General features: G+C 37.2%; 27 protein-coding genes and 1 tRNA gene. 18 read left to right on the forward strand and 10 right to left on the reverse strand.

What is annotated here, in order from left to right:
* Position 1 precedes the first annotated feature (1 nt).
* Positions 2-523, forward strand: coding sequence for a hypothetical protein (locus tag HMPREF2853_RS00260; RefSeq protein ID WP_070534531.1), 522 nt, complete (start codon positions 2-4; stop codon positions 521-523).
* 218 nt (positions 524-741) lie between these two features.
* Here HMPREF2853_RS00260 and HMPREF2853_RS00265 read toward each other — a convergent pair whose 3' ends face one another.
* The 5 genes from HMPREF2853_RS00265 to HMPREF2853_RS00285 all read right to left on the reverse strand — a co-directional run bounded on the left by HMPREF2853_RS00265 (position 742) and on the right by HMPREF2853_RS00285 (position 2,664).
* On the reverse strand, positions 742-945 hold the full coding sequence (locus HMPREF2853_RS00265; protein WP_000102421.1) for a CsbD family protein: 204 nt from the start codon (positions 943-945) through the stop codon (positions 742-744).
* A gap of 41 nt (positions 946-986) precedes the next feature.
* Positions 987-1,571: an Asp23/Gls24 family envelope stress response protein gene (locus HMPREF2853_RS00270; protein ID WP_000072932.1), complete on the reverse strand. Its 585-nt coding sequence runs from the start codon at positions 1,569-1,571 to the stop codon at positions 987-989.
* Between the two features lie 11 nt (positions 1,572-1,582).
* The gene (locus HMPREF2853_RS00275; protein ID WP_000454669.1) at positions 1,583-1,753 is read right to left on the reverse strand and encodes a DUF2273 domain-containing protein; all 171 of its coding nucleotides are present in this window, start codon (positions 1,751-1,753) and stop codon (positions 1,583-1,585) included.
* 11 nt (positions 1,754-1,764) lie between these two features.
* Positions 1,765-2,328: an alkaline shock response membrane anchor protein AmaP gene (gene amaP / locus HMPREF2853_RS00280; protein WP_000045613.1), complete on the reverse strand. Its 564-nt coding sequence runs from the start codon at positions 2,326-2,328 to the stop codon at positions 1,765-1,767.
* Between the two features lie 99 nt (positions 2,329-2,427).
* Positions 2,428-2,664, reverse strand: a complete 237-nt coding sequence (locus HMPREF2853_RS00285) for a GlsB/YeaQ/YmgE family stress response membrane protein (RefSeq protein ID WP_049500538.1) — start codon at positions 2,662-2,664, stop codon at positions 2,428-2,430.
* 310 nt (positions 2,665-2,974) lie between these two features.
* On the opposite strand from HMPREF2853_RS00285, the gene HMPREF2853_RS00290 reads away from it, so the two are divergent.
* The gene (locus HMPREF2853_RS00290; protein ID WP_001205292.1) at positions 2,975-4,456 is read left to right on the forward strand and encodes an AcpB/EbpR/MafR family transcriptional regulator; all 1,482 of its coding nucleotides are present in this window, start codon (positions 2,975-2,977) and stop codon (positions 4,454-4,456) included.
* 156 nt (positions 4,457-4,612) lie between these two features.
* On the opposite strand, the gene HMPREF2853_RS00295 is transcribed toward HMPREF2853_RS00290, so the two are convergent.
* Together HMPREF2853_RS00295 and HMPREF2853_RS00300 are read right to left on the reverse strand one after the other, a co-directional pair.
* Positions 4,613-5,758 (reverse strand): low temperature requirement protein A, encoded by a 1,146-nt coding sequence (locus HMPREF2853_RS00295; RefSeq protein WP_070534535.1) that lies wholly within the window; start codon positions 5,756-5,758, stop codon positions 4,613-4,615.
* A 214-nt stretch (positions 5,759-5,972) separates the two neighbouring features.
* Complete coding sequence (locus HMPREF2853_RS00300) at positions 5,973-6,425, reverse strand: hypothetical protein (RefSeq protein WP_049549759.1); 453 nt, start codon at positions 6,423-6,425, stop codon at positions 5,973-5,975.
* Positions 6,426-6,668: 243 nt separating this feature from the next.
* Here HMPREF2853_RS00300 and HMPREF2853_RS00305 point away from each other — a divergent pair, with 243 nt between their 5' ends.
* The 8 genes from HMPREF2853_RS00305 to HMPREF2853_RS00345 all read left to right on the forward strand — a co-directional run bounded on the left by HMPREF2853_RS00305 (position 6,669) and on the right by HMPREF2853_RS00345 (position 12,730).
* The gene (locus tag HMPREF2853_RS00305; protein WP_033606244.1) at positions 6,669-7,082 is read left to right on the forward strand and encodes a hypothetical protein; all 414 of its coding nucleotides are present in this window, start codon (positions 6,669-6,671) and stop codon (positions 7,080-7,082) included.
* A gap of 242 nt (positions 7,083-7,324) precedes the next feature.
* Positions 7,325-7,843 carry a hypothetical protein gene (locus tag HMPREF2853_RS00310; RefSeq protein ID WP_050595438.1) on the forward strand — a complete coding sequence of 173 codons (519 nt, stop codon included), beginning with the start codon at positions 7,325-7,327 and terminating at the stop codon, positions 7,841-7,843.
* Positions 7,844-7,879: 36 nt separating this feature from the next.
* Positions 7,880-8,101, forward strand: a complete 222-nt coding sequence (locus tag HMPREF2853_RS00315) for a hypothetical protein (RefSeq protein WP_033606243.1) — start codon at positions 7,880-7,882, stop codon at positions 8,099-8,101.
* A 196-nt stretch (positions 8,102-8,297) separates the two neighbouring features.
* On the forward strand, positions 8,298-9,605 hold the full coding sequence (locus tag HMPREF2853_RS00325; protein ID WP_033606241.1) for an FtsK/SpoIIIE domain-containing protein: 1,308 nt from the start codon (positions 8,298-8,300) through the stop codon (positions 9,603-9,605).
* Positions 9,606-9,954: 349 nt separating this feature from the next.
* Positions 9,955-10,224, forward strand: a complete 270-nt coding sequence (locus tag HMPREF2853_RS00330; RefSeq protein WP_033606240.1) for a hypothetical protein — start codon at positions 9,955-9,957, stop codon at positions 10,222-10,224.
* A gap of 133 nt (positions 10,225-10,357) precedes the next feature.
* Positions 10,358-11,395, forward strand: a complete 1,038-nt coding sequence (locus tag HMPREF2853_RS00335) for a replication initiation protein (RefSeq protein WP_033606239.1) — start codon at positions 10,358-10,360, stop codon at positions 11,393-11,395.
* A gap of 21 nt (positions 11,396-11,416) precedes the next feature.
* Positions 11,417-11,599 carry a DUF3173 domain-containing protein gene (locus HMPREF2853_RS00340; protein WP_025271966.1) on the forward strand — a complete coding sequence of 61 codons (183 nt, stop codon included), beginning with the start codon at positions 11,417-11,419 and terminating at the stop codon, positions 11,597-11,599.
* Between the two features lie 3 nt (positions 11,600-11,602).
* Positions 11,603-12,730 (forward strand): site-specific integrase, encoded by a 1,128-nt coding sequence (locus tag HMPREF2853_RS00345; RefSeq protein ID WP_033606238.1) that lies wholly within the window; start codon positions 11,603-11,605, stop codon positions 12,728-12,730.
* An 81-nt stretch (positions 12,731-12,811) separates the two neighbouring features.
* Here HMPREF2853_RS00345 and HMPREF2853_RS00350 read toward each other — a convergent pair.
* Both HMPREF2853_RS00350 and HMPREF2853_RS00355 read right to left on the reverse strand, forming a co-directional pair.
* Positions 12,812-12,884 (reverse strand) — tRNA-Lys (locus HMPREF2853_RS00350).
* 263 nt (positions 12,885-13,147) lie between these two features.
* Positions 13,148-14,419: a replication-associated recombination protein A gene (locus tag HMPREF2853_RS00355; RefSeq protein WP_001113182.1), complete on the reverse strand. Its 1,272-nt coding sequence runs from the start codon at positions 14,417-14,419 to the stop codon at positions 13,148-13,150.
* 115 nt (positions 14,420-14,534) lie between these two features.
* Here HMPREF2853_RS00355 and HMPREF2853_RS00360 point away from each other — a divergent pair, with 115 nt between their 5' ends.
* From HMPREF2853_RS00360 to pepF, 8 genes are all read left to right on the forward strand, one after another.
* Entirely contained in the window at positions 14,535-15,005 is a 471-nt protein-coding gene (locus HMPREF2853_RS00360) for a DUF3013 family protein (protein WP_070534537.1), read from the forward strand.
* A 19-nt stretch (positions 15,006-15,024) separates the two neighbouring features.
* Complete coding sequence (locus HMPREF2853_RS00365; RefSeq protein WP_070534539.1) at positions 15,025-16,086, forward strand: site-2 protease family protein; 1,062 nt, start codon at positions 15,025-15,027, stop codon at positions 16,084-16,086.
* A gap of 1 nt (position 16,087) precedes the next feature.
* A complete protein-coding gene (locus HMPREF2853_RS00370; protein ID WP_000401985.1) occupies positions 16,088-16,516 on the forward strand; it encodes an NUDIX hydrolase in 429 nt (142 codons plus the stop codon).
* Positions 16,513-16,914, forward strand: a complete 402-nt coding sequence (locus HMPREF2853_RS00375) for a hypothetical protein (RefSeq protein ID WP_000575302.1) — start codon at positions 16,513-16,515, stop codon at positions 16,912-16,914. Before HMPREF2853_RS00370 ends, HMPREF2853_RS00375 begins: the two co-directional genes overlap by 4 nt.
* A gap of 70 nt (positions 16,915-16,984) precedes the next feature.
* On the forward strand, positions 16,985-17,458 hold the full coding sequence (locus HMPREF2853_RS00380; RefSeq protein WP_000614824.1) for a GNAT family N-acetyltransferase: 474 nt from the start codon (positions 16,985-16,987) through the stop codon (positions 17,456-17,458).
* A 137-nt stretch (positions 17,459-17,595) separates the two neighbouring features.
* Positions 17,596-18,546, forward strand: coding sequence for a 50S ribosomal protein L11 methyltransferase (prmA, locus tag HMPREF2853_RS00385; RefSeq protein WP_083306864.1), 951 nt, complete (start codon positions 17,596-17,598; stop codon positions 18,544-18,546).
* Between the two features lies 1 nt (position 18,547).
* Positions 18,548-19,291: a 16S rRNA (uracil(1498)-N(3))-methyltransferase gene (locus HMPREF2853_RS00390; protein ID WP_033630110.1), complete on the forward strand. Its 744-nt coding sequence runs from the start codon at positions 18,548-18,550 to the stop codon at positions 19,289-19,291.
* A 10-nt stretch (positions 19,292-19,301) separates the two neighbouring features.
* Positions 19,302-21,098 carry an oligoendopeptidase F gene (gene pepF, locus HMPREF2853_RS00395; protein WP_070534543.1) on the forward strand — a complete coding sequence of 599 codons (1,797 nt, stop codon included), beginning with the start codon at positions 19,302-19,304 and terminating at the stop codon, positions 21,096-21,098.
* 91 nt (positions 21,099-21,189) lie between these two features.
* Here pepF and HMPREF2853_RS00400 read toward each other — a convergent pair whose 3' ends face one another.
* Complete coding sequence (locus HMPREF2853_RS00400) at positions 21,190-22,158, reverse strand: hypothetical protein (RefSeq protein ID WP_070534545.1); 969 nt, start codon at positions 22,156-22,158, stop codon at positions 21,190-21,192.
* Positions 22,159-22,444: the final 286 nt, after the last annotated feature.

A 22,444-nucleotide genomic window follows, 5' to 3' on the forward strand; every position in this document is an offset into this window, starting at 1 on the left:
AATGTTTACAGAATTGCTCTTTATTGTCTCTTTCGTGTTACTTTTACGTTTGTTTAAAAGTAGGCCCTCACGAATGATTATAGGAGTCTTGTATAGTTTGCTGCTAGTCTGGTTTGTCTTTTCCGTTTTGAACTATGGCAAATACACTCTTCAACCAGGTCAATCCGTCAACTTAAGAGTAAATCCCAGAACACAAGATTTGGAATACTATTCAATCTTCATCTTGAAGAAAAACGATTCAAGTAAAATTAAATTAACTGGCTCAAGTGTTTGGAGTGAGAGTAATGGTGATGTTTACTATGAAGTAGAGGGACAAAAAATTACAAAAAGCCATGGTTTCGATGAGGAGGATGAAGAACTTCCAAACAATCAAGCAGATATTTATTTAGAAAAAGATGGAGTTGTTGTGAGTTACCAAGGTGAAAAAGTCTTTGATGCCACCAATAACAAGCCCTACACGATAACCATTACCAATGTAGACAACCAACCAGCCCAATTTGAGGCTCAAGTGGTGGATAAATAAGCCAGTCTAGTAGTGTGCAAGCTTTTAAATTTTCTTTCTTTAAAAGGGAGATATTATTTTAAGTAAGCAAAAAAGCCCTGAAACCAGAGACTTTCCTGTTAAGAATTTCTTTTAACGAAAAATGGGAAGCGTGTTTAGAATCCGATCTACAAAAAAAAGAGGACATTTACGGTCCTCTTTTTGACTACTATAATGAAAAGGTCAATTAACGTTTAGCCTTATTTTTCATCTTTGTGAAGCATGTTTTTAACACCTTCAATAGCGCCTTCGACAGCGTCTTTAGCATCTTCAGCAACTTCTTTTACTTTAGAAACAACTTTTTCAGCTGTTCCTTCTTTTTCCATTTTTTCATCGCCGATCATTTTGCCGACACCTTCTTTAATGGAACCTTTTGCTTGGTTTAATTTTTCTTCTGTTGACATGATTCTGCCTCCTTTAAATTGATTGATTTTGACAAGATAAATTAGTGTACGCGAGCATTTTCTTTTGTTTCGCCTTTAACGGCTTCAACACCTTCGCCTACTTTTTCTTGAACAGCAGCTACACCTGAACCAATACCAGATTTCACTTTTTCAAATTGTTCTGAAGCAAATTCTCCTGTTGAAGAAGCCACGTCAGTTACTCGGTCTTGGAGGCTAACTGAATCTGCTTCATGCTGTTCCTTCGTTTTGATATCAACAACATTCACATTGACTTCAACTACTTCTAGATCAGTCATTTTTGTAACTTGTGATACGACAACATCTTTGATTTCTTTGTACAAAGCTGGAACATTCTTTTGGTATTCAACAACAATGTTCAAGTCAACTGCGACTTGTTCTTTCCCAACTTCAACATTGACACCATGAGTGACATTATCTGTATTGATAATTTTTTCTGTTAGATTAGAGAAGAATCCTCCATCCACATCCAAAAGTCCAGGTACTTTTTCAAGTGAAAGACCAATGATTTTTTGGATTACTTTGTCTTCATAAGTGAGTTCCCCTTTAACATCTTGAGAAACAACAGCAACATCTTTTTTTTCTACATTTTTATCTACGTTTGACATACGAGACTCCTTTATTTATTTAAATATTTTTCCTTAACATAGTATCCTGCAAATGCTCCTAAGGCTCCACAAATTAGTACAAATAGTGTTTTGAAAAAGCCAAAGGATAAGATAAAGCAAGCGAGAATGACACCTACTAGACCTGCAATGATTGGATACTGATATTTTTTAAACCATTCCATTTTTTACTTCCTTACTTTACACGACTAACAGTCTTTTTGGTCGTTTTTGGAGGTTCAAATTCTTTCACTTTAACTTCAAGTTTTACCTCACGTTCAATACCAAAGAACTGCTTTAATCCATGAGTTATTTCATTCTGAATGACAAGACATCGTTTTGAGATGTTGTCCGAAGGAAGAATTTTGCCCTCAACATAAACGAAACATTTATTTTTGCGGCTATTTACATGGACTGTTGGTTCTTTGATCAACTGATGATCAATGACCAAACATCGAACAAAGCCTTCGATAGCTGAATTTTTTAGTTTTAATGTATCTTCTTGAGTCTCTAATTGAATCTCTAAATACTGTTTAGGATAGAAGAGTATTACTAACATTGAAATTAACACTAAAACAGATAGGACAAGTGTCCCCCAAAAGACATATCTAGCAATCAGAAATTCAGCGTAGAGTTCTCTCCAACTGAATAAGTGGATATCTAAATCACTGACCTGATGATAATCTATGAGAATAGGAAGGAAAATAGCCAAGATTAAAATACAGAAAATAAGTAACAATATTTTCTTTGATTTTGACATATTAAATCCTTTCAATTGAAAAGCTTTAAACCATAATTTTACCCGTCTACAGTATTCAAAATTATGGCTTATCACTTTTAATTTCTTATTAGGTAATGCTTATTTTTTACCAAATAGAAATGAAACGACTGCAACAACAATCACAGCACCAACGATTGACGGAATAATAGCCATTCCAGCCAATGAAGGTCCCCAGCTTCCTAGAAGTGATTGCCCTACAGACGAACCGACAAGACCTGCAATGATATTCGCAATCAATCCCATTGAACCACCTTTTTTAGTGATTGCACCTGCGATGAGACCAATAAGACCTCCTACAATAATGGACCACAACATAGTGTATCCTCCTTTTCTATTTCTAAATCAAAGAATCAATTTCAGAAAACCAATTTCTTTGATTGAATTAATTATATAATATTTAAATATGGAAGGGTAATAATTTGTCTCAAACTACGTATTATAAAAACACACCACAGGTACAAATAAATAAGAAAATCTTGATGCTACTGGGTTTCTAAGGGATTAGACTAGTCTTTTGATGACAAGCAAAAGTCGTTGTAAGAGGATAAATGCACTCTATATGGTATAATTGCATGAAGATTGATAGGCAATCGTTTAGTTTATTATAAAGAGAGAAAAGCTATTCATGAGAGATTTATTATCGAAAAAAAGTCACAGACAATTAGAATTATTAGAATTACTGTTTGAAAACAAGCGCTGGTTTCATATTTCAGAACTAGCAGAATTATTGCACTGTGCAGAACGTTCTGTAAAAGATGACTTGTCCCATGTCAGATCTTCTTTTCCTGACTTGATATTTCATTCCTCAACAAACGGCATCCGTATCATTAATACCGATGATAGTGATATTGAGATGGTCTATCATCATTTTTTTAAGCATTCAACCCACTTTTCAATTTTAGAATTTGTCTTCTTTAATGAAGGATGTGATACTGATAGTATTTGCAAAGAGTTTTATATCAGTTCTTCCTCTCTTTATCGTATCATCAGTCATATTAATAAAATTATTAAGAAACAATATCGTTTTGAAATTAGCCTCAATCCAGTTCGAATCACTGGAAATGAGATTGATATCCGTTACTTTTTTGCCCAGTATTTTTCAGAGAAATATTATTTCCTTGAATGGCCCTTTGAAGATTTTTCTCAAGAACCCTTGTCTCAATTATTGGAATTAGTCTATAAAGCAACTTCTTTCCCGATGAATTTATCAACTCACAGAATGTTAAAATTACTTCTGGTTACAAATTTATATCGCATAAAGTTTGGTCATTTCATGGAAGTTGAGAGAGACTCTTTTAACAATCAATTGTTGGAATCGTTTATGCAGGCAGAAGGAATCAACGAGATTGTAGCGAGTTTTGATTCTGAATATCAGATCTCACTGAATAAAGAAGTAATAGGTCAATTATTTGTAACCTATTTTCAAAAAATGTTTTTCATAGATGAAGAAGTATTTCTCAACCATGCAAAAACAGACAGCTATGTAAAAAAATCGTATCAGTTATTGGGAAAGCTAGTAGATCAGGTATCAAGAGAGTATAATCTTCAAGTAGACAATAAGGACAATCTGATTTGGCATATGCACAATACGGCACATCTGCATCGCCAGGAATTATCAACAGAGTTTATCTTATTTGATCAAAAAGGCAATACAATCAAGAACTTTCAAAATATTTTCCCTCGCTTTGTTTCAGAGGTGAAGGAAGGGATTGAACACTATCTAGAGGCTTTGGATATGGATCGTAATTCAATGAAGGTCAATCATTTATCCTATACTTTTATCACCCATAGCAAACACTTAGTGTTAAATCTTTTACAAAACCAACCTAAATTAAAGGTTTTGGTCGTGAGTAATTTTGATCAGTATCATGCAAAATCGGTAGCCGAGACACTTGCTTACTATTGCAGTAACAATTTTGAACTGGAGGTCTGGAGTGAATTAGAGTTGTCCATTGATGCTCTAAAAGAATCACCTTACGACATCATTATTTCAAATTTTATTATTCCACCTATTGAAAATAAGAGACTGATCTATTCCAATAATGTCAATACAGTCGCTCTCATCTCTTTGCTTAACGCAATGATGTTTATTCGATTAGACGAGTAACTAAGAATAACAAAAAACGCTAGATAGCGTTTTTTGTTTTATAAGGAAAGAATTTTATCTATACTAAACTCAGAATATCCTAACAATCCTGTCATTTTTTAGTTCAGAACAACAAAAAGCCTTGGTTCCCAAAGCTTTTTTTATGTTATAAACTCATTAAAATAACTCCCAGTTAGATTTGGAATATTTTTTATTCTGTGTCATATAAAAATAAATAAAATGAATGGCTATAGCTAGAGCTAAAATGGTTGTAATACTCACTACTATTATAGGATTAGAAGCAAAGATTAAAGAGAGAATCAAGGCAGCCAGATAGAGTGTCGCTTGGACACAGTAGTAACTTTTCGAATAGCGAAGATAGTGTTTGTTACAGGGCCCATTTACTAGGACAGCAACTTGGAAGAGGCCAAATCCGATATAAGAGAAGCTGGTTGCAAAGAGACGATTAGCTTCAGGATTCAGAAGAAAACTCATCGAAACGGTCATCATAAGAAGTCCAATGAAAATAGGATAGTGACTGTAAATTAGAAATAGTCCCTTTTGATTAGATTTTTCATCAATAGCATGGTCGAATTGACCAAAATAAAACAAGAACAGAGAAATCATAATAATGAAATAAAGAACCGAATAAATCGAGAAATTCTCGATTGTAAAGAAGTTAGCTAGCTCCGTAATCATCTCTCCAAACATAATAATGACAAGAAGGGAGATGCGCTCGATTAAATGGGGGAGATTTACCTGGTAATGCTTATCTTTATTAAGCAAGATACTTGGCATAATAAATGTTAGCAGAATACTAGCAAATAAGACAGAGACTCCAACGTAAATAGGAAGAAGAGCTGCTAGATAGACTCCTAAACTTCCTAGAGCTGTTATCCATAGAAAACCTTTGATACTTTCCCGATTAACATCATCGGTTGATTTTCTAAAAAATTCAACCAAATATTGAAAAAATAAGGTAAGGGTTAATGTACCAATAGCCCAACAGAGATAATGAAAATATTGTTGCCAATCAGGTCCAATCATATTGGCTATAAAGAGTAAAATTCCCATTTTGATAAACATGATTACTATGTTAAATAAAGAGTTCTTTCCATAGCGATTGGTATAATCGGTTTGAATCATCCAGGAATTGATGAGAAGCAAAGTAGCAATGAAAAAATCAAGGAAAGAATTCCAAGTCAAAATACCGTTATGAAGATGGTCAATTAAAGTAGTTACTTTTGAAATTGCAAAAACAAAAACTAAGTCATAAAAAAGTTCTGAAAATTCTACACGTTTATGTTTAATAAGAGTTGTCATCTTAAGACCTTTCTATTTTAGAAGTACAATTTATTATAACAGAAAATGGTAATGAAAGAAAAGGATATGCTTAAATAATTTCATGTGACGCGAATTGTCAAAACCTTGGAGCACATTTACCTCATGTACCAACTCACAGGCAGAGTGTTTGATGATTGATAATGAAGAATAAGATTTTACAATAGAAAAGCGAGGATATCCTCGCTTTTTTTATTTAATCTAATAGCTCCTTATTTTCAATTAAGAGCTCTAGTGGAGATTTATCTCTTGCTTCAATAAAACCAGGTTCATATTGGGTATGAAGTGTTCTTTTCTGAGAAGTTGGATCAATATACAACTCTTTTCCATCTTCTGTGTATAGTTGGTTGCCTCTTGTTAGGTAAAGTAAATCCTCTAAGTACTGTCCATCAGTATGTAGGAAATGCTCGATGTATTTGACAGCTTTTAAGATTTCACTTACTTTATCAGAGTATTCATTAGATTCAAGAACACTCTTTTCTAACTCAATCTCTTTACTCGTTCCAAAGAGTTGGGTTGGAGTTGCATTAAAATATTCCGCTATCTTATCCAAATTTGCAAAGGTAGGATAGCTTTTTTGTTTTTCGTAGAGGAGCAAAAGAATTTTTTTACACACAAAATATATCTTGAGCATCTGTTGATGGGACATAAGTAGGGAGGACACAAAAAAAGCCCTGATTCCAAGGCTTTTCCTGTTGTATTTAGATGCCCCCTGCAAGTATCTTAGAATGTACGACGTTCTGAGTTTGTGATTGTATGGCGTTTTTATGCTTATGTGAGTGAGTATGAATTTTTATCGTATTTATGAAACACGGCAATTTCACGACAAATTGCTTGAAAATGAATTTAAAATATAGTATAGTTAATTATAGATTAACACCTGGAGGAACTTATGAAGAATAATGAAAGATTAGGTATTAAATTAAGTAGAGATAGCGTGTTAGGATTGAAGGAGGTTAGAAGGCTTTATCTAGGTAGTCCAGATATCCCAGTTCCTGATAGTTACGTTATCGAAGTTGCTTATAAAGAAATATTAAATGATATTGATAATATTGATTGGTTAGAGTTGAATAATTCAAAACTCAAGATAAGCGATATTAGTGAAAGCGTGGATATGAATGCTACTAGCTTGAGAACGACTTTGACTTTAGATACGTTAGTATATGCTGGTATGAGAGATATACAGTTGAAGCTAAGAGAGCTTACAAAAGGGAGAGTATTCTTTTCATTTGTAGTGAAGTTAGTTTTGTTTGCTTCTATTTTAAAGAAAAAAGATTTGCTAGAAAAATTTCAAAAAAAGTGTTAATCAAGTATTGACACTTTGCCTGAATTTCTGTATAATATGCTTAGAAAGGAATCTTTCTAAATTTTTTTCGCCCTTATGTGTTAATCAATGACAAACTCTTTGTCTTATTTTTTTAACGCTTGGATGTGTTAATCAAAGATGTATATATTGGAGAATGAAGATGAAAGCTAGAGCATCACCTATTAAGAAAAATTGTTAATTGTTGATAAAAATAATTCACGAGTTAAAAGGAGTATTAAATAATGAATAGCGAAACATTCAAACAAAAATTTATTGACGGAGGGTATGAGTGCCCTAGAAGCAATGAGCAAACTTCGAGATTGCAGAACATTCATTTTGAGTATAATTTAGGTTTTGTTTTCGATAAAGACTCACAAGCATATCTGCGAAAGATTCTACGTTTACCTTATACTTATCCTTGTTCTATGAAAATGGCCAACTCTATCTTATTAGCAAATATGTTAGTTCATAAGTCAACAGGGGAAACTTTGTTAACGTGGCTTAACGAGGAAAAACAAATACATTTAGATTCATTTTTTTTAAGTATGAATTCCTCAAAATATATTAAAGATGGTTTGTTAGAGGAGATTCGAAAAAATCATCGTTCGATTGCTAGAAAAGCTACGCCTAGTAATATTTCCCTTATAGAAAAAGAACTAAACTATAATAGCGATTTGTTTTATTATTATATTAATGCGTTGGAGTGGAAACATGTTAAACGTTCCTATCTAGTTAAGTGCCTTGCAGGTGCTATTGCTTAATTTGTTATTGAAAAATTGAAAGGAAAAATATAAAAAATGAAGGTTACTGAATATTTCTGGAGAACGAGTTGTCTTATATTATTGGCCATTATGAGCTTTTTTGCTGGATTTGGAGGAAAACTGTCCTTCAATTCCTATAATCCCTTCTTATCCGCCAAGTTTGGATTAGTAGTAGCTTTGATAGTCTTTGTAGTTCAATTATTAGCTATACTACCAGCTATGATTAAGAGAGTAAATAAAAATGATAAAGAAATATAGATTTTGCTTTTTTGGTATGTTCATCTTTGCTCTTCTATCAGTGTATACTCCTACAGGGGTGGGGTCTGCACTTAGTGTGCTGTTCTCAATCCTAGCATTTCTTTTCTTTGCCATATTCCTTTACTATTTTATCCGGGTCAAGTTATTCTCTGTTTTTCTTTTAATTAAAGATCTCAGAAATAAAATGAGGTAAAAAATGTTTCAAATTAAACAAACGGCTTCTTTGTCTGAGAATTACTTTGTTAATACATCTAAATTGAGGACGATGCGCTGGTTTACTATAGGATTTTTGAGCATATTGTCCCTTTCTAGTAGTATTCTTTTTAAGGGATTGTTTCTCCAAATGTTGACGTTATCTGTTGGATTAATTATAACCTTGTACATTGAAAGAAAAATCAAGGGATGGGCTCAGCAGATTGAACCGCTGTTAATTGTCAGAGAAAACCTTCTATTTATGCTTCGCAGAAATTCCTTTCTTTTTACAGCAACAAAAGATGGCGCTATTCTTCGTTCAGCTAAATTTAATTACCAATTGAATGATGTTTCAATTGTAATCCATGCATTGAAATCTGGGGATGAATTCACGAAAGAGATGGACAATTTAGACGTTCTCCTAAGCAGTGCTCTAGGGATAAGCTTATCGTCTAAAGAAGTTTATCCGACTCATGTTGAATATGTTTTTGTATATAGACAACCTGAGCGTTTACATGTTACCTCACTCCCTCTTGAAGATGATAGCTTGAAAATTAAAATCTATGATGATTTTGTTATCGATTTGAGAAAAAACTTTTCCATGCTTATATCGGGGGCCTCAGGTAGTGGTAAATCATTCTTTACATATTATTACTTGACTCGTTTCATATCTCAGACCGTAAATGGGAAACATGCAAAAATATATGTGATTGATCCAAAGATGTCAGATCTTTATAAGCTTTCAAGACGCTCAGGTATGCTAGTAGAAAATTATGGAACAACTAATGAGGATGCCTTTAGAATTGTACGTCAGTATATTGATGAGATGAGTAGGCGGATGGAAATTTATAACAAAAGTGATTTATTTGATAGTATTGGAATAGACCTCGGCCTTCCTCCTTTACTTTTGGTAATAGAAGAATATAGTTCATTAGTTGCTTCGATGGATAGTAAAGCTAAAAAAGATTTTGAAAATATGGTTGCTATCGTTGCTCAAAAAGCAAGGTCTCTATCTATGGGGGTTTGTATTGTTATGCAACAACCCCGTTCCGATAGCCTTTCTACCAATATTAGAGAACAGCTTGTCAATGCTATATTTCTTGGAGCCCCAACTCGCGAATCTAGCCAGATGATGTTTGGCACAACAGATGTACCCAAAGTCAAGAAAGATAAAGGAGTTGGGCTTTACTCTACAGATAGAGAGCCTCCCAAGGAATTCCATTCCCCGATGTTTGATAGAGATGTATTTGAGGTGATACTTCCTGTGTGGGCTACCAAAGATTATATGAAGGATGAAGATGAGGATGTATGAGATAGAAATACTTGTGAAGCTAGGAGATGTAAATGTAATGAAGGATTATGAATCTGATACCAATCCATATAAGGCGTTGCTAAAAGCAATGAATATGGCTCACATGTTTATCGTTGACGAGCTGGAATAGAGGGATTGAATATTATGATTTTAAAACACATCTGTGGTGTGTGAGAATCTTAAGCGTTTTGAAGATGAATAAAATTCTTTTATTCATTTTCAAAATGCCATTGTGCAGCCGGCGAACAACAAGGCCGGTTCGAACGAACGTTCGAATAAATGTATTTATGTCCAATACTGATTGACATTAAAAGCTGTATATTATTTAAAATAAGGAAGGTTCTTAACTATGAAAGAAACTGTTGTTGTACTAGCTATATCAAATAAGCAAGAGAAAGAAAAGGGATGGTTGAAAATTGCCACAATTACGAATTCGTGGAGTGACCTAGGTATGCATTTCGATAAATCCAAATTTGGAGCTGTCTTTTCTGCTCCAGGCCTTTATGAGGTTGAAGTCGTTAATAATGCTTCATTTGGTCAAAATGCCCAATATGAGGTAACTCAAGCTAGAAAGATTGGGACTTTTGAAGAATTGATTGAAATGGCAAAAATTAAATAATTTATATTTTAGGGTAAGACTGGGCCTGCCAGCTTTGCTGGCAAGTGGAGCGTGGTCAGTGGAACGGCAGTCTTGCCCTAAAATTTAAGTGTATAGAATGTTTCAACTTTGTGTTTTTTGAAGGAGAAATTTCATGGATAAACAAGTTTTTAATCGGGCTCCCTCTAATAGCCCGATAAGTATACATCAAATGTCTAATAAGAGTTACTCCAAATTTCAAGAGGAGGTATCTCTGAAGTATGGTTTTATTGGTCTGAAATTAGACAAACTGAGTTTAACTGCTGAAGTCAGTGAGGAATTTCATTCTGCGATTCTTAACGGGAGTTTTATCTTATATGATTACTTTGGTGTAGTTGAGCCAAATTTAAATAGAAATGGTGAACTATCTAGTTATAAAGGGCAATTCTTTGATGATGGGAAAGAAAATTGGTACATAGAATATACCCCCGTTGCGTCTATTAAGATGAACAAAAGACCTTTAAAGATTGAATTTACTCCTTCTAAAGTTTCAAAAAAGAATTTTTTAGTTGTTTTTCATAGACTGTTTCCGTATATGTCTAACATTGCAATATCTACTTTTCATTTAGCTTATGATTTTGAGCGGGATTTATCGGCTTTACGTGTAAATTGGCCAAAAGTAATGTATCGTCCTATTTATAAGGGCATGAAACTTGAAACTATGGATTTTGGTGCTCCTAAAGGTAATTATCATTTAACCGCTTATAACAAACTTAAAGAACGTATGGATAGTGGAGATATGGCTGAAATAGAAATTTATAAGCAATACGATAATCTATGGAGAATTGAGTATAAATTCTATAATGAAGGCAACATAAAAAAGGAATTAAAAAATGGATTGCCATTTTTAGCTAAAATTCCAGTGTATATTGAAAATTTTAAAGGCTTAGAATTTAATAATTTAGGTGTTAATGAGAAGATTTATCTTTTTGCTCTTCGTAATAAGCCTGAATTATTTGCAGAATCTGATAAACGAACGGTAGCTAAGTATAAAAAACTTGCTGAAAGTATATCTGAGGTTAATTTAAATGTTTTTTTTCAAAATGCTTTAGATTTTGTTGAAATCTTTAATCAAGAGCCTTGTTTGATAAATTTTTTTGAGTTTATGAATTCTATGTTACAAGGCGATATTCCAAAGTTAGCAATAAACTAAGAATAATGAGAGGGTAACGGTATGAAAGATACGATTTCGAATAAGGATTTGATTTCCATGGGTTATAGACCATCAACAGCTAACGCTATTATTCATCAAGCTAGAGATATACTTGTCTCCAGAGGGTATACATTTTATGAACGTAAACGATTAATGGTAGTCCCTAAATCCATTGTAAAAGAGTTGTTAGGAATGGATTTGTAAAAAATGGCTTATATTGAATATAAACAGCGTGGGAAGAAAAGGCTTTGGTCGTTCTCTATACGTGAGAGGAGTAAGAGTCTACTCCATAGGAGTGGATTCAAGACAAAAAGAGAAGCTAAAATAGAAGCGGAGAAAGTCCTTCATAAGCTAAATACTGGGAGTGTTTTGCGTTCTAATATGACTTTATCGGAACTATATCAAGAATGGCTTGATTTAAAAATTTTACCAAGTAGTAGAAGTGAGGTCACAAAAAAGAAATACATCATGAGAAAAAAGGTCATCGAAAAGCTATTTGGAGATAAACCTGTATCACAAATTAAGCCCAGTGAGTATCAAAAAATCATGAATGAATATGGAAAAAATGCCTCAAGGAATTTTTTGGGGAGATTAAACTCTTGTATTCGAGCAAGCATACAGATGGCTATTGCTGATAAAGTAGTGATAGAAGATTTTACTGCTTATGTAGATTTGTTTTCAACTAAGAGTGGACAAAAGGTTGAAGAAAAGTATTTACATACTGAATCTGACTATCAAAAAGTCTTAGTGTATTTGAAAAACAAGTTTGATTATCAGAAATCTATTGTACCGTATGTGATTTATTTTCTTTTTAAAACTGGCATGCGTTTTTCTGAGTTGATAGCTTTGACTTGGGATGATGTGGATGAGGTTGGAGAGCAAGTTAAAACTTATCGTCGTTACAATACCGCTATTCATAAGTTTACTCCACCAAAAAACAATACTTCAATAAGATTAGTTCCCGTTACTTCAGATATGCTTTCCTTGTTAAAAACATTGAAAATGTTACAACTAAAAACAAACAAAGAATTAAACATTGACAATAAAAATAATTTAATTTTTCAGCATTTTGGCTATGCCTACGATGTTCCAGATATTGGAACAGTTAATAAGGCTATAAAGGTAATGTTAATGGAACTGGAGATTTTTCCGATAATTAGTACCAAGGGTGCTAGACACACTTATGGTAGTTACCTATGGCACAATAACATTGATTTGGGAGTTATTGCGAAAATTTTAGGACACAAAGATATCTCTATGCTAGTTGAAGTTTATGGTCATACATTGGAGGAGAAAATTAGTGAGGAATTTATGGCTGTGAAAAGTTTGTTGTAAAAACACGGCAAATTGCACGACAATTTTTAAAAGGAAAGTAAAAAAAGCCTTGGAATTCAAGACTTTTCCTGTTGATTTAGATGCCCCCTGCAGGGCTCGAACCTGCGACCCATAGATTAAGAGTCTACTGCTCTACCAACTGAGCTAAGGAGGCAAAGAAAAAGCTGTATTGGTGCCGAAACTTCACGGTTTGTATTGAACCCGCGCAATTAAGCAGGTGGGCAACTCGCTCTAACTGAAGCTGTTTCCGTGTGAGACGGCCTACATGCTGTTAGAAGACTTTTGTTTCCCTAATAATACAAAAAATAGTCGGTCAACACTTAAGTGTGAAGTCGTACACCACAGCGTTTCTATGTTTATATGATACCACTTTTTCAAAAAAAATCAAGAGGAAAATTTATTTTTTTGAAAAGGATTTCACAAGTCCCGTAATTTATCAATGGTTTCCTTGCGTTGCGCCAAGGCTCGTTCGTATTTGCCGGTATCTTCTGGAGTAAAATAGTGGTGATTTTGGATTTTTTCTGGCAGATAGTCCTGCTTGACCCAGTTTCCAGGATAGTTGTGGGGATAGAGATAGTTTTGGGCGTTCCCAAGTTCCTTGCTTCCACTGTAGTGGCCATCGCGCAGGTGTCGAGGGATAGGCAAATGCCCTGATGTTTTGAGGTCAGCAAGGGCCTTGTCCATCGCCACATAGGCTGAGTTGGATTTTGGAGAAAGGGCCAAGTCAATCACGACATTGGCAATGAGAATGCGAGCTTCTGGGAAGCCAATCTTTTGAGCAGCATCTAGAGCAGTTACAGTATGGATCTGAGCTTCAGGATTGGCCAAACCGATATCTTCATAAGCGATAACGGTCAAGCGACGAGCGAGACTAGGAAGATCCCCAGCCTCAATCAAGCGGGCAGCATAGTGGAGACTGGCATCGACATCCGAGCCACGAATGGACTTTTGTAGGGCTGAGAGGACATCGTAGTGACCGTCCCCATCCTTATCCATGGTAATATAACTCCTCTGCAGGCTATTTTCCATGATATCCAGTGTGATATGGCGGATGCCCTTGTCATTCTCGGGAGTAGAGAGAACAGCCAAATCTAGCGAATTAAAAGCAGAACGCAGGTCTCCATTTGTAGAGGTTGCGATGAAATCCAGTGCATCCTCATCTAGCTCAACTGGGAAATCAAAACCACGCTCAGGGTCGGTTAGAGCAATTTGAATCGCCTCTTTAACATCTTGATTAGACAAGGGTTCTAACTCAAAAATCTGAACACGGCTACGAATGGCTGGAGTGACAGAAAAGAAGGGATTTTCAGTTGTGGCCCCAATCATGATGACCAGTCCACTTTCCAAGAGTGGCAGAAGAAAGTCTTGCTTGGTCTTATCGAGACGATGAATCTCGTCCAGTAATAGGACTAATCCTCCAGAGAATTTAGCCTCTTCAGCGATTTCTTGGAGACGTTTTTTGCTATCAACAGTGGCATTGAAGGTCCGAAAGGCATACTTGGTCGTTCCAGCGATGGCAGAGGCGATACTGGTCTTTCCGATACCCGGAGGTCCGTAGAGAATCATGGAGGACAGGCGGTTGGCCTCCACCATGCGGCGGATGATTTTTCCTGATCCGACCAGATGATCCTGACCGATGACCTGGTCGATGGTTTTTGGGCGCATGCGAAGCGCGAGATTGTCTGGCATAGCAGTCCTTTCTAACATGGATTTTCTGATGTATATGTGGTAAGATGGTAGTATCTATTTTAGCATATTTCCGAGCAATCGGGGCGATTAAAGAGTCGCATAGAAAGAGGACAAAATGGCAACATACGGATTTTTAGATGTTTTAGAGGAAGAATTGGACAAGAACTTTCCCTTTGACTTTGAGATTAGCTGGGATAAGCGCAACCATGCAGTTGAAGTGAGTTTTTTATTGGAAGCACAAAATGCTGCAGGTGTGGAGATGGTGGACGAGGACGGAGAGGTATCATCAGACGATATCCTCTTTGAAGAAGCGGTACTCTTTTACAACCCTGCTAAGTCAACTGTCAATGAGGAAGACTATTTGACAGTTATACCTTATCTGCCAAAGAAAGGATTTTCTCGTGAATTTTTAAACTATTTTGCTCTATTCCTCAAAGACACTGCAGAGGTTGGGCTGGATGCGCTCATGGACTTTTTGGAAGACTCAGAAGCAGAAGAGTTCGTCATGGAATGGAACCAAGAAGTCTTTGAAGAAGGGAAAGTCGGCTTGGAAGAAGGAGAGTTTTATCCTTATCCGAGATACTAGAGACTAGGGGAGAAAGTATATGAAGAAAATAGGCTTGTCTTTTATTTCTGGTCTGTCCTTTGTTTTTTTGATGCTAGGATTTGTTTTTGGGACGATTGCCTTTAAAGAGTTAGATTTTTCTTTAGTCTTTATTCCAGGCTATCTATTTACTTTTCTCAGCATTTATCTGATATTTATCCTTCATGAGCTAGGTCATGCATTTTGTGGTTACCTGACAGGCTATCGCCTGGTGGCTTTTGGATTAGGAAACTTTCTTTTGACCAAAAAGTCAGGCAAGTTTCATCTGAGTCGAACAGCCGTTCTGAAAAATGTTGGTGCTCAGTATATTGGATTAAAAGAAGATGAAAGTGATCAAAGAATCATCCTGATGCTTGCAGGAGGCTTGATGGTTCATCTTGGTTTGATTTTATTGGCCCTATTGTATGGAATTTTGACAGCTAACTGGTATTTTGCAGCTACTTGGATTTGTCTAAATCTATCTTTTCTTCTCATCAATGCTAAGCCAGTTGGGATTACCGATGGAGCAAAAATTTGGGAATTGCTACAACATCCTGAAAATACCAAATACGCCTACCTGGTGTTGAGGCATTCTGCCCAGACCTTGCTAGCTCCTCAAGAATATGATTTGAAAGACTTTATCGTGCCTGTTGATGAGGATGCAAGAGGGAGTTTTACAGAAAGCATTCAGATTTTCCAGGGACTAGTTTTCATATTCGATGGTCAGATAGAGACTGCCAAGAAACACTTTCAGTTTTTATTAGATAAAACAGACAATCCGATGTCTCAAACTCTTTCTCAATTATACCTTCTTCAAATTGCCTTGCTAGAAAGGGATCATGAGAAAGCAGAGAAGTATGCAAGTAATCGAGGAGTCAAGTCCTTCTTATCTCTAAAAATGGCAGACACGCAGATAATGCAAGCCTGGTATCAATTTCTGGTAAAGAAAGATATGGATCAGACTGACAAGGCTATAAAAATTGCTAGACAAAACATGGTGACTAGCCGTTTGGTGCGGGATGAGAAACGCTATTATGAAAACTGGTTAGCAGAGTTGGAGAAAGAATTATCCGAAGGAGTCTGATATGGAAATAGAAATTTCTGATTTTACAGGCTGCAAAATTGCCCTCTTTTGTGGTGATAAGCTCTTAACTATCTTACGTGATGATAAGGCAAACATTCCATACCCTAATACCTGGGAATTGCCAGGTGGCGGACGAGAAGGTGATGAAAGTCCTTTTGAGTGCGCGGCGCGTGAAGTTTACGAAGAACTAGGAATTCATCTGACTGAAGATTGCCTGCTTTGGAGCAAGGTGTACCCAAGTATGCTTTTTGAGGGGAAGAAATCCGTTTTTCTAGTGGGAAAGTTGACTAAGGAACAGTTTGACAAGATTGTCTTTGGTGATGAAGGGCAGGGATATAGACTGATGAGCGTTGAGGAGTTTCTTGGCTCAGATAAGGTTGTACCCCAGTTGCAGGATAGAGTGAAGGATTATATGGAGGAAGTAAAATGATTTTTGCAATTGCAACAACGACGTTAAACAAGGAAGTTAAACGCAAACTAAAAACAGGACAATATTCTAGAGAAGAAGCTACATTCATCTATTTGGAATATTTAAAGTTAAAGAAGCAGAGAGAAAGTGGTACGAAAGTAGCTGGGATTTCTATGGCCCTTATCTGGGGGTTGCTGTATGTTCTGTCTTTACAAGGTGAGAATAATCAAACACTCTCATTTTCAGAATATTTTTTGTTTCTGATACTGTTAGCAGGAATTGTTCTATTTGTTTATTATCTTATGTTTGGTATTTTTAAACAGCAGATTCATAGCGCAATGAAAGAACATTATACAGATGTGATTGAAGAATTTAAGAAAAATAAGGAAGATTCAAAATGGAAACGTGGCAAGAGTTAAAAGTTACAGTGAAGCGAGAGGGGGAGCATAGAAGTACTAGTTGAGAGAGTGTGTATTTGGGGGTAGTAGTATGATTCAGATTGTCCGAGCAGGAGCAGAGAATTTAGAAACCGTAATTGCAATTCAAAGGGCTAGCTTTAAGGCTGTCTATGAGAAATATCAAGATGAGTATGATCCCTACCTAGAGGATCGTGAACGAATCAAGTGGAAATTGGTTGAGCGTCCCAATAGCTATTACTACTTTGTGAAAGAAAAGGACAAAAATATCGGATTTTTACGAGTTCAGACCAATGAGGAATTGACGGAGGCTTGGTTGGGAACGGCAGCGATTTTGCCCCAGTATCAAGGAAAAGGTTATGGTTCTGAGGGATTGAGATTACTGGAAAAGGAATTTCCGACGATTAAACAGTGGGATTTGTGTACGGTATTACAGGATGCGGGCATGGTCGCTTTTTATGAGAAAAATGGCTACCGTCAAACTCATATCGAGCCTGAAAAAGAAGATATGGATATGGTTTACATGAATAAAATGATTGACAAATAGAAAGGATGGTTCGGTTAAATTTCTAAACTGAACCCGCCCTAAACACTGTGCCAAAAAGATAAACTTCTCATAGACACAAGCGTCTTCAGAGAGTTTCCTATTTTGGCTTTGTGTTTTACGGGCTTGGTATCTTAATGATGGAAACATGGCAAGAGTTAAAAGTTACAGTGAAGCGTGAGGGAGAGGAATTGGTTTCCAACCTCTTGATTGAGTTAGGTGCACAAGGTGTTGCGATTGAAGACAGCATGGACTATGTGGGAAATGTCGAACGTTTCGGTGAGATTTTCCCAGAGGTCGAGCAACAAGAAGAAATCATAGTGACAGCCTACTATCCTGATACGGTTGATGTAGCAGTAGTTGAGGCAGATTTACAGGTTCGCCTAGCAGAATTGACAGATTTTATGGATCTAGGAGAGGTCAAGATGGGTACAACAGCCTTGGCTGAGGAAGACTGGGCAGACAACTGGAAGAAATATTATGAACCAGCTCGCATTACTCATGACTTGACCATCGTGCCGTCTTGGACGAACTATGAGGCGACTGCGGGAGAAAAGATTATCAAGCTGGATCCTGGTATGGCTTTTGGGACTGGAACGCATCCAACCACTAAGATGAGCCTCTTTGCCTTGGAGCAGGTTCTTCGTGGTGGCGAAACGGTGCTGGATGTAGGAACTGGTTCAGGTGTCCTTTCTATTGCCAGCTCACTTCTTGGCGCTAAGGAAATTTTCGCCTATGACCTGGATGATGTGGCAGTTCGTGTGGCTCAGGGAAATATTGAACTTAATCCTGGCATGGAAAACATCCACGTTGCTACTGGAGATTTGCTTAAGGGTGTGGAGATTGAGGCAGATGTCATCGTGGCTAATATCTTGGCGGATATTCTCATTCATCTGACAGAGGATGCTTATCGCTTGGTCAAGGATGAAGGCTACCTGATCATGAGTGGCATTATCAAGGACAAGTGGGACATGGTGCGCGAGTCGGCTGAGTCTGCTGGATTTTTCCTTGAAACCCACATGATTCAAGGGGAATGGAATGCCTGTGTCTTTAAGAAGACCAAGGATATTTCCGGTGTGATTGGAGGCTAGCATGCAACAGTATTTTGTCAAAGGCAGTCCTATCTCTCCTATCACCATCGAGGACAAGGAAACCAGCAAGCACATGTTTCAGGTTATGCGCCTGAAAGAAGGCGATGAGGTTGTTTTGGTCTTTGAGGATGGTATCAAGCGCTTGGCGCGCGTGCTAAATGTGGAAAATCGTCAGTTTGAATTGCTTGAAGAATTAGCTGACAATGTGGAACTACCTGTCCAAGTGACCATCGCATCCGGCTTTCCCAAGGGAGATAAGCTGGAATTCATCACTCAAAAAGTGACCGAACTGGGTGCTAGCCAAATCTGGGCCTTTCCTGCTGATTGGTCGGTCGCCAAGTGGGATGGCAAGAAATTGGGCAAAAAGGCTGAAAAACTAGAAAAAATCGCCCTTGGAGCAGCCGAGCAAAGCAAGCGAAATCGGGTACCGAGTGTTAGTCTTTTTGAAAAAAAATCAGACTTTCTAGCACAACTGGACCAGTTCGACTCTATTGTAGTGGCCTATGAAGAATCAGCAAAAGAGGGAGAAGCCGCTGCGCTCTTACAAGCAGTCACTGGTCTTGAAAAAGGAGCCAAATTGCTCTTTATCTTTGGCCCAGAAGGCGGTCTTTCACCTGCAGAAATTGAGAGTTTTGAAGCCAAAGGAGCCGTCTTGGCAGGACTTGGTCATCGCATTTTACGAGCAGAAACAGCGCCACTTTATGCCTTATCAGCCATTAGTGTATTATTAGAATTAGAAAAATAAGAGGAAGAAAATGGAACAAAAACACCGTTCAGAATTTCCAGAAAAGGAACTTTGGGATTTAACTGCCCTATACCAAGACCGTGAGGATTTCTTGCGTGCAATCGAGAAAACGCGCGAAGATATCAACCAATTTAGCCGTGATTACAAAGGTAATCTTCACACTTTTGAGGATTTTGAGAAGGCCTTTGCGGAATTGGAACAAATCTATATCCAGATGAGTCATATCGGCAATTACGCCTTTATGCCTCAGACGACAGACTATAGCAATGAAGAATTTGCCAATATTGCCCAGGCTGGGATGGACTTTGAGACAGATGCCAGCGTAGCCTTGACCTTCTTTGACGACGCCTTGGTGGGTGCAGACGAGGAAGTCTTGGACCGTTTGGGTGAGCTGCCACACTTAACGGCAGCCATTCGTCAGGCCAAAATCAAAAAAGCCCACTACCTAGGTGCGGATGTGGAAAAGGCATTGACAAATCTGGGGGAAGTTTTCTACAGTCCACAGGACATTTACACTAAGATGCGAGCTGGGGACTTTGAAATGGCTGACTTTGAAGCCCATGGCAAGACCTACAAAAATAGCTTTGTTACCTATGAAAATTTCTACCAAAACCACGAGGACGCTGAGGTTCGTGAAAAATCCTTCCGTTCCTTCTCAGAGGGACTTCGTAAGCACCAAAATACGGCTGCGGCAGCCTACTTAGCTCAGGTCAAGTCTGAAAAACTGTTGGCAGATATGAAGGGCTATGACTCAGCCTTTGATTATCTCCTAGCTGAGCAAGAAGTAGATCGTGCCATGTTTGACCGTCAAATTGACCTCATCATGAAGGATTTTGCGCCAGTTGCTCAGAGATACCTCAAGCATGTTGCCAAGGTCAATGGTCTTGAAAAGATGACCTTTGCAGACTGGAAATTGGACTTGGACAGCGCTCTTAATCCTGAAGTTACTATTGATGACGCCTATGATTTGGTCATGAAGTCAGTAGAACCTTTAGGACAAGAATATTGTCAGGAAGTTGCGCGCTATCAAGAAGAACGATGGGTGGACTTTGCTGCTAATAGTGGCAAGGATTCTGGTGGTTATGCGGCGGATCCATATCGCGTGCACCCTTATGTCCTCATGAGCTGGACTGGTCGTTTGAGTGATGTCTATACCTTGATTCATGAAATTGGGCATTCTGGTCAATTTATCTTTTCAGACAATCACCAAAGCTACTTCAATGCCCACATGTCAACCTACTATGTCGAAGCGCCATCAACCTTCAATGAATTGCTTCTCAGTGACTACTTGGAGCACCAGTCTGATGACCCACGTCAAAAACGCTTCGCTCTTGCCCATCGCTTGACAGACACCTACTTCCATAATTTCATCACCCACCTCTTGGAAGCAGCCTTCCAGCGTAAGGTATATACACTGATTGAAGAAGGGGAGACCTTTGGATCAAGCAAGCTCAACAGCATTATGAAGGAAGTCTTGACAGATTTCTGGGGAGATGCTATTGAAATTGACGACGATGCGGCCTTGACTTGGATGAGACAAGCTCACTATTACATGGGCTTGTATAGTTACACTTACTCTGCTGGTCTAGTCATCTCGACTGCTGGTTACCTTCATCTGAAGAACTCTGAGAATGGAGCTGAAGACTGGCTCAATCTCCTCAAATCAGGTGGTAGCAAGACACCACTTGAGTCAGCTCTGATTATCGGAGCAGATATCTCTACAGATAAACCACTCCGTGATACCATCCAATTCTTGTCTGACACAGTTGACCAGATTATCGCTTACAGTGCTGAGTTGGGAGAGTAAGGGTATCCAGTGTCGGATTTAAGACGGTTTATCGATAAGATGAATACACAAAAATCACCTGTTTTAGGTGATTTTTTCATGATTTAAAGATTTATTCAAATTTTCCTTTATTGGCTTCATTTGAAGCCTTCATGCTAATTTGTAAAAGGTTGGCGAGATTTTCATTATCAAGGCTAGCTTCTCCATTATTATCCACTTTTATGGCGAGGTAATGAGTGTTGCGATCAAGATAATCCATTCCCTCTAAATCGACATAGTTATTTGCTTTAAAATCAAGCGCCGCTAATTGATAAACAAATCGAATATTTAGAGCTTTAGCATAGTCTGTTTCAAGAACCTTTTGTTGTTCTTCTACCAGTCCTTGAAAGAATTCGAGATTGTCTGTGTGATAGGATGCTTTGACTTCATATTGGTAAGTATCTACAGCTGGGGATATAAATTTCAAATAAACCATGTCGCCCTCTACCTTATAGTCCTCAAGAGTATAGGCACCTGCTTTTCCTAATGCATTAGTGTTGACCTTGAAAAACATAGGTGCATAAATTTTGAGAGGATATTTTTCTCCTTTATATTCAAAGACGGTATCATTTGAAAAATTCGGACGGATTTTAGTTAACTCAGGGACTAAATATTCGTTCCAAATCTTATCAAATAACTCTTCTTGATTGCTAGCACCCGCTGATTTCACAACTAGGTCAAGATTTTCTTGATTGACAAAGACGGCATCCACTAATTTGAGGGCTGTTTGAACCTTAGGATCCGAAATTTCCTTTTTCTTTTTTTCAAGATTCTCAGCCGCCTCTTTAGTGCGATCTAGAGTTTTATTAAATTGACTGCCACTGTTTGTTTCAACAAAGGTTCTCTCATAGTTGGTAGGTTCAACTTTGGCATTCCAGTCAAATGAAGCAGCAGGACCAGTTACATCTTTCTTGTGATAGGTAGAAGCCTGATTGTTTGAATTATTTGTAGAACTAGTAGATGGCTTTGATGAGCAAGCACCAAGGGCTAAGGCTAGTGTTGTCACACAAGCTAGGCAACAAAGTCTGAACGATTTTTTCATATATTTCTCCTTCAAGTAATGCTTGTTATTCATTGTCTATTATATCATGACCTTTAGGATTACAGTGGTTTAAAATGAATTAGACAGGATTTTAACATCATAGATGAAACAGTCATATCAGTCTTTTATGATATACTATAAGGGAGCTATGGTCAGCTGTTTTATTGAATATTATAAGTAAGGAGAAGGTTATGAAAAAACGCGCGTTTTTCGCAATGTTACTTTTAGTAGGATTGATAACAATAGGATTAACAGGATGTGGAGAAAATAAGAATAGTCGAGAATG

The sequence above is a fragment of the Streptococcus sp. HMSC077F03 genome, from assembly GCF_001812375.1.
Lineage (GTDB): Bacteria > Bacillota > Bacilli > Lactobacillales > Streptococcaceae > Streptococcus > Streptococcus oralis_S.

Bases quoted from the DNA above. Each gene is read 5' to 3' on its own strand.
- HMPREF2853_RS00340 (WP_025271966.1), top strand. From the start codon at position 11,417: ATGAAAGATACGATTTCGAATAAGGATTTGATTTCCATGGGTTATAGA.
- amaP (WP_000045613.1), bottom strand. From the start codon at position 2,328: ATGTCAAAATCAAAGAAAATATTGTTACTTATTTTCTGTATTTTAATC.
- HMPREF2853_RS00260 (WP_070534531.1), top strand. From the start codon at position 2: ATGTTTACAGAATTGCTCTTTATTGTCTCTTTCGTGTTACTTTTACGT.
- HMPREF2853_RS00400 (WP_070534545.1), bottom strand. From the start codon at position 22,158: ATGAAAAAATCGTTCAGACTTTGTTGCCTAGCTTGTGTGACAACACTA.
- HMPREF2853_RS00275 (WP_000454669.1), bottom strand. From the start codon at position 1,753: ATGGAATGGTTTAAAAAATATCAGTATCCAATCATTGCAGGTCTAGTA.
- HMPREF2853_RS00305 (WP_033606244.1), top strand. From the start codon at position 6,669: ATGAAGAATAATGAAAGATTAGGTATTAAATTAAGTAGAGATAGCGTG.
- HMPREF2853_RS00270 (WP_000072932.1), bottom strand. From the start codon at position 1,571: ATGTCAAACGTAGATAAAAATGTAGAAAAAAAAGATGTTGCTGTTGTT.
- HMPREF2853_RS00390 (WP_033630110.1), top strand. From the start codon at position 18,548: ATGCAACAGTATTTTGTCAAAGGCAGTCCTATCTCTCCTATCACCATC.
- HMPREF2853_RS00370 (WP_000401985.1), top strand. From the start codon at position 16,088: ATGGAAATAGAAATTTCTGATTTTACAGGCTGCAAAATTGCCCTCTTT.
- pepF (WP_070534543.1), top strand. From the start codon at position 19,302: ATGGAACAAAAACACCGTTCAGAATTTCCAGAAAAGGAACTTTGGGAT.
- HMPREF2853_RS00360 (WP_070534537.1), top strand. From the start codon at position 14,535: ATGGCAACATACGGATTTTTAGATGTTTTAGAGGAAGAATTGGACAAG.
- HMPREF2853_RS00345 (WP_033606238.1), top strand. From the start codon at position 11,603: ATGGCTTATATTGAATATAAACAGCGTGGGAAGAAAAGGCTTTGGTCG.
- HMPREF2853_RS00295 (WP_070534535.1), bottom strand. From the start codon at position 5,758: ATGACAACTCTTATTAAACATAAACGTGTAGAATTTTCAGAACTTTTT.
- HMPREF2853_RS00375 (WP_000575302.1), top strand. From the start codon at position 16,513: ATGATTTTTGCAATTGCAACAACGACGTTAAACAAGGAAGTTAAACGC.
- HMPREF2853_RS00325 (WP_033606241.1), top strand. From the start codon at position 8,298: ATGTTTCAAATTAAACAAACGGCTTCTTTGTCTGAGAATTACTTTGTT.
- HMPREF2853_RS00265 (WP_000102421.1), bottom strand. From the start codon at position 945: ATGTCAACAGAAGAAAAATTAAACCAAGCAAAAGGTTCCATTAAAGAA.
- HMPREF2853_RS00355 (WP_001113182.1), bottom strand. From the start codon at position 14,419: ATGCCAGACAATCTCGCGCTTCGCATGCGCCCAAAAACCATCGACCAG.
- HMPREF2853_RS00335 (WP_033606239.1), top strand. From the start codon at position 10,358: ATGGATAAACAAGTTTTTAATCGGGCTCCCTCTAATAGCCCGATAAGT.
- HMPREF2853_RS00365 (WP_070534539.1), top strand. From the start codon at position 15,025: ATGAAGAAAATAGGCTTGTCTTTTATTTCTGGTCTGTCCTTTGTTTTT.
- HMPREF2853_RS00285 (WP_049500538.1), bottom strand. From the start codon at position 2,664: ATGTTGTGGTCCATTATTGTAGGAGGTCTTATTGGTCTCATCGCAGGT.
- HMPREF2853_RS00315 (WP_033606243.1), top strand. From the start codon at position 7,880: ATGAAGGTTACTGAATATTTCTGGAGAACGAGTTGTCTTATATTATTG.
- HMPREF2853_RS00300 (WP_049549759.1), bottom strand. From the start codon at position 6,425: ATGTCCCATCAACAGATGCTCAAGATATATTTTGTGTGTAAAAAAATT.
- HMPREF2853_RS00310 (WP_050595438.1), top strand. From the start codon at position 7,325: ATGAATAGCGAAACATTCAAACAAAAATTTATTGACGGAGGGTATGAG.
- HMPREF2853_RS00290 (WP_001205292.1), top strand. From the start codon at position 2,975: ATGAGAGATTTATTATCGAAAAAAAGTCACAGACAATTAGAATTATTA.
- HMPREF2853_RS00330 (WP_033606240.1), top strand. From the start codon at position 9,955: ATGAAAGAAACTGTTGTTGTACTAGCTATATCAAATAAGCAAGAGAAA.
- HMPREF2853_RS00380 (WP_000614824.1), top strand. From the start codon at position 16,985: ATGATTCAGATTGTCCGAGCAGGAGCAGAGAATTTAGAAACCGTAATT.
- prmA (WP_083306864.1), top strand. From the start codon at position 17,596: ATGGAAACATGGCAAGAGTTAAAAGTTACAGTGAAGCGTGAGGGAGAG.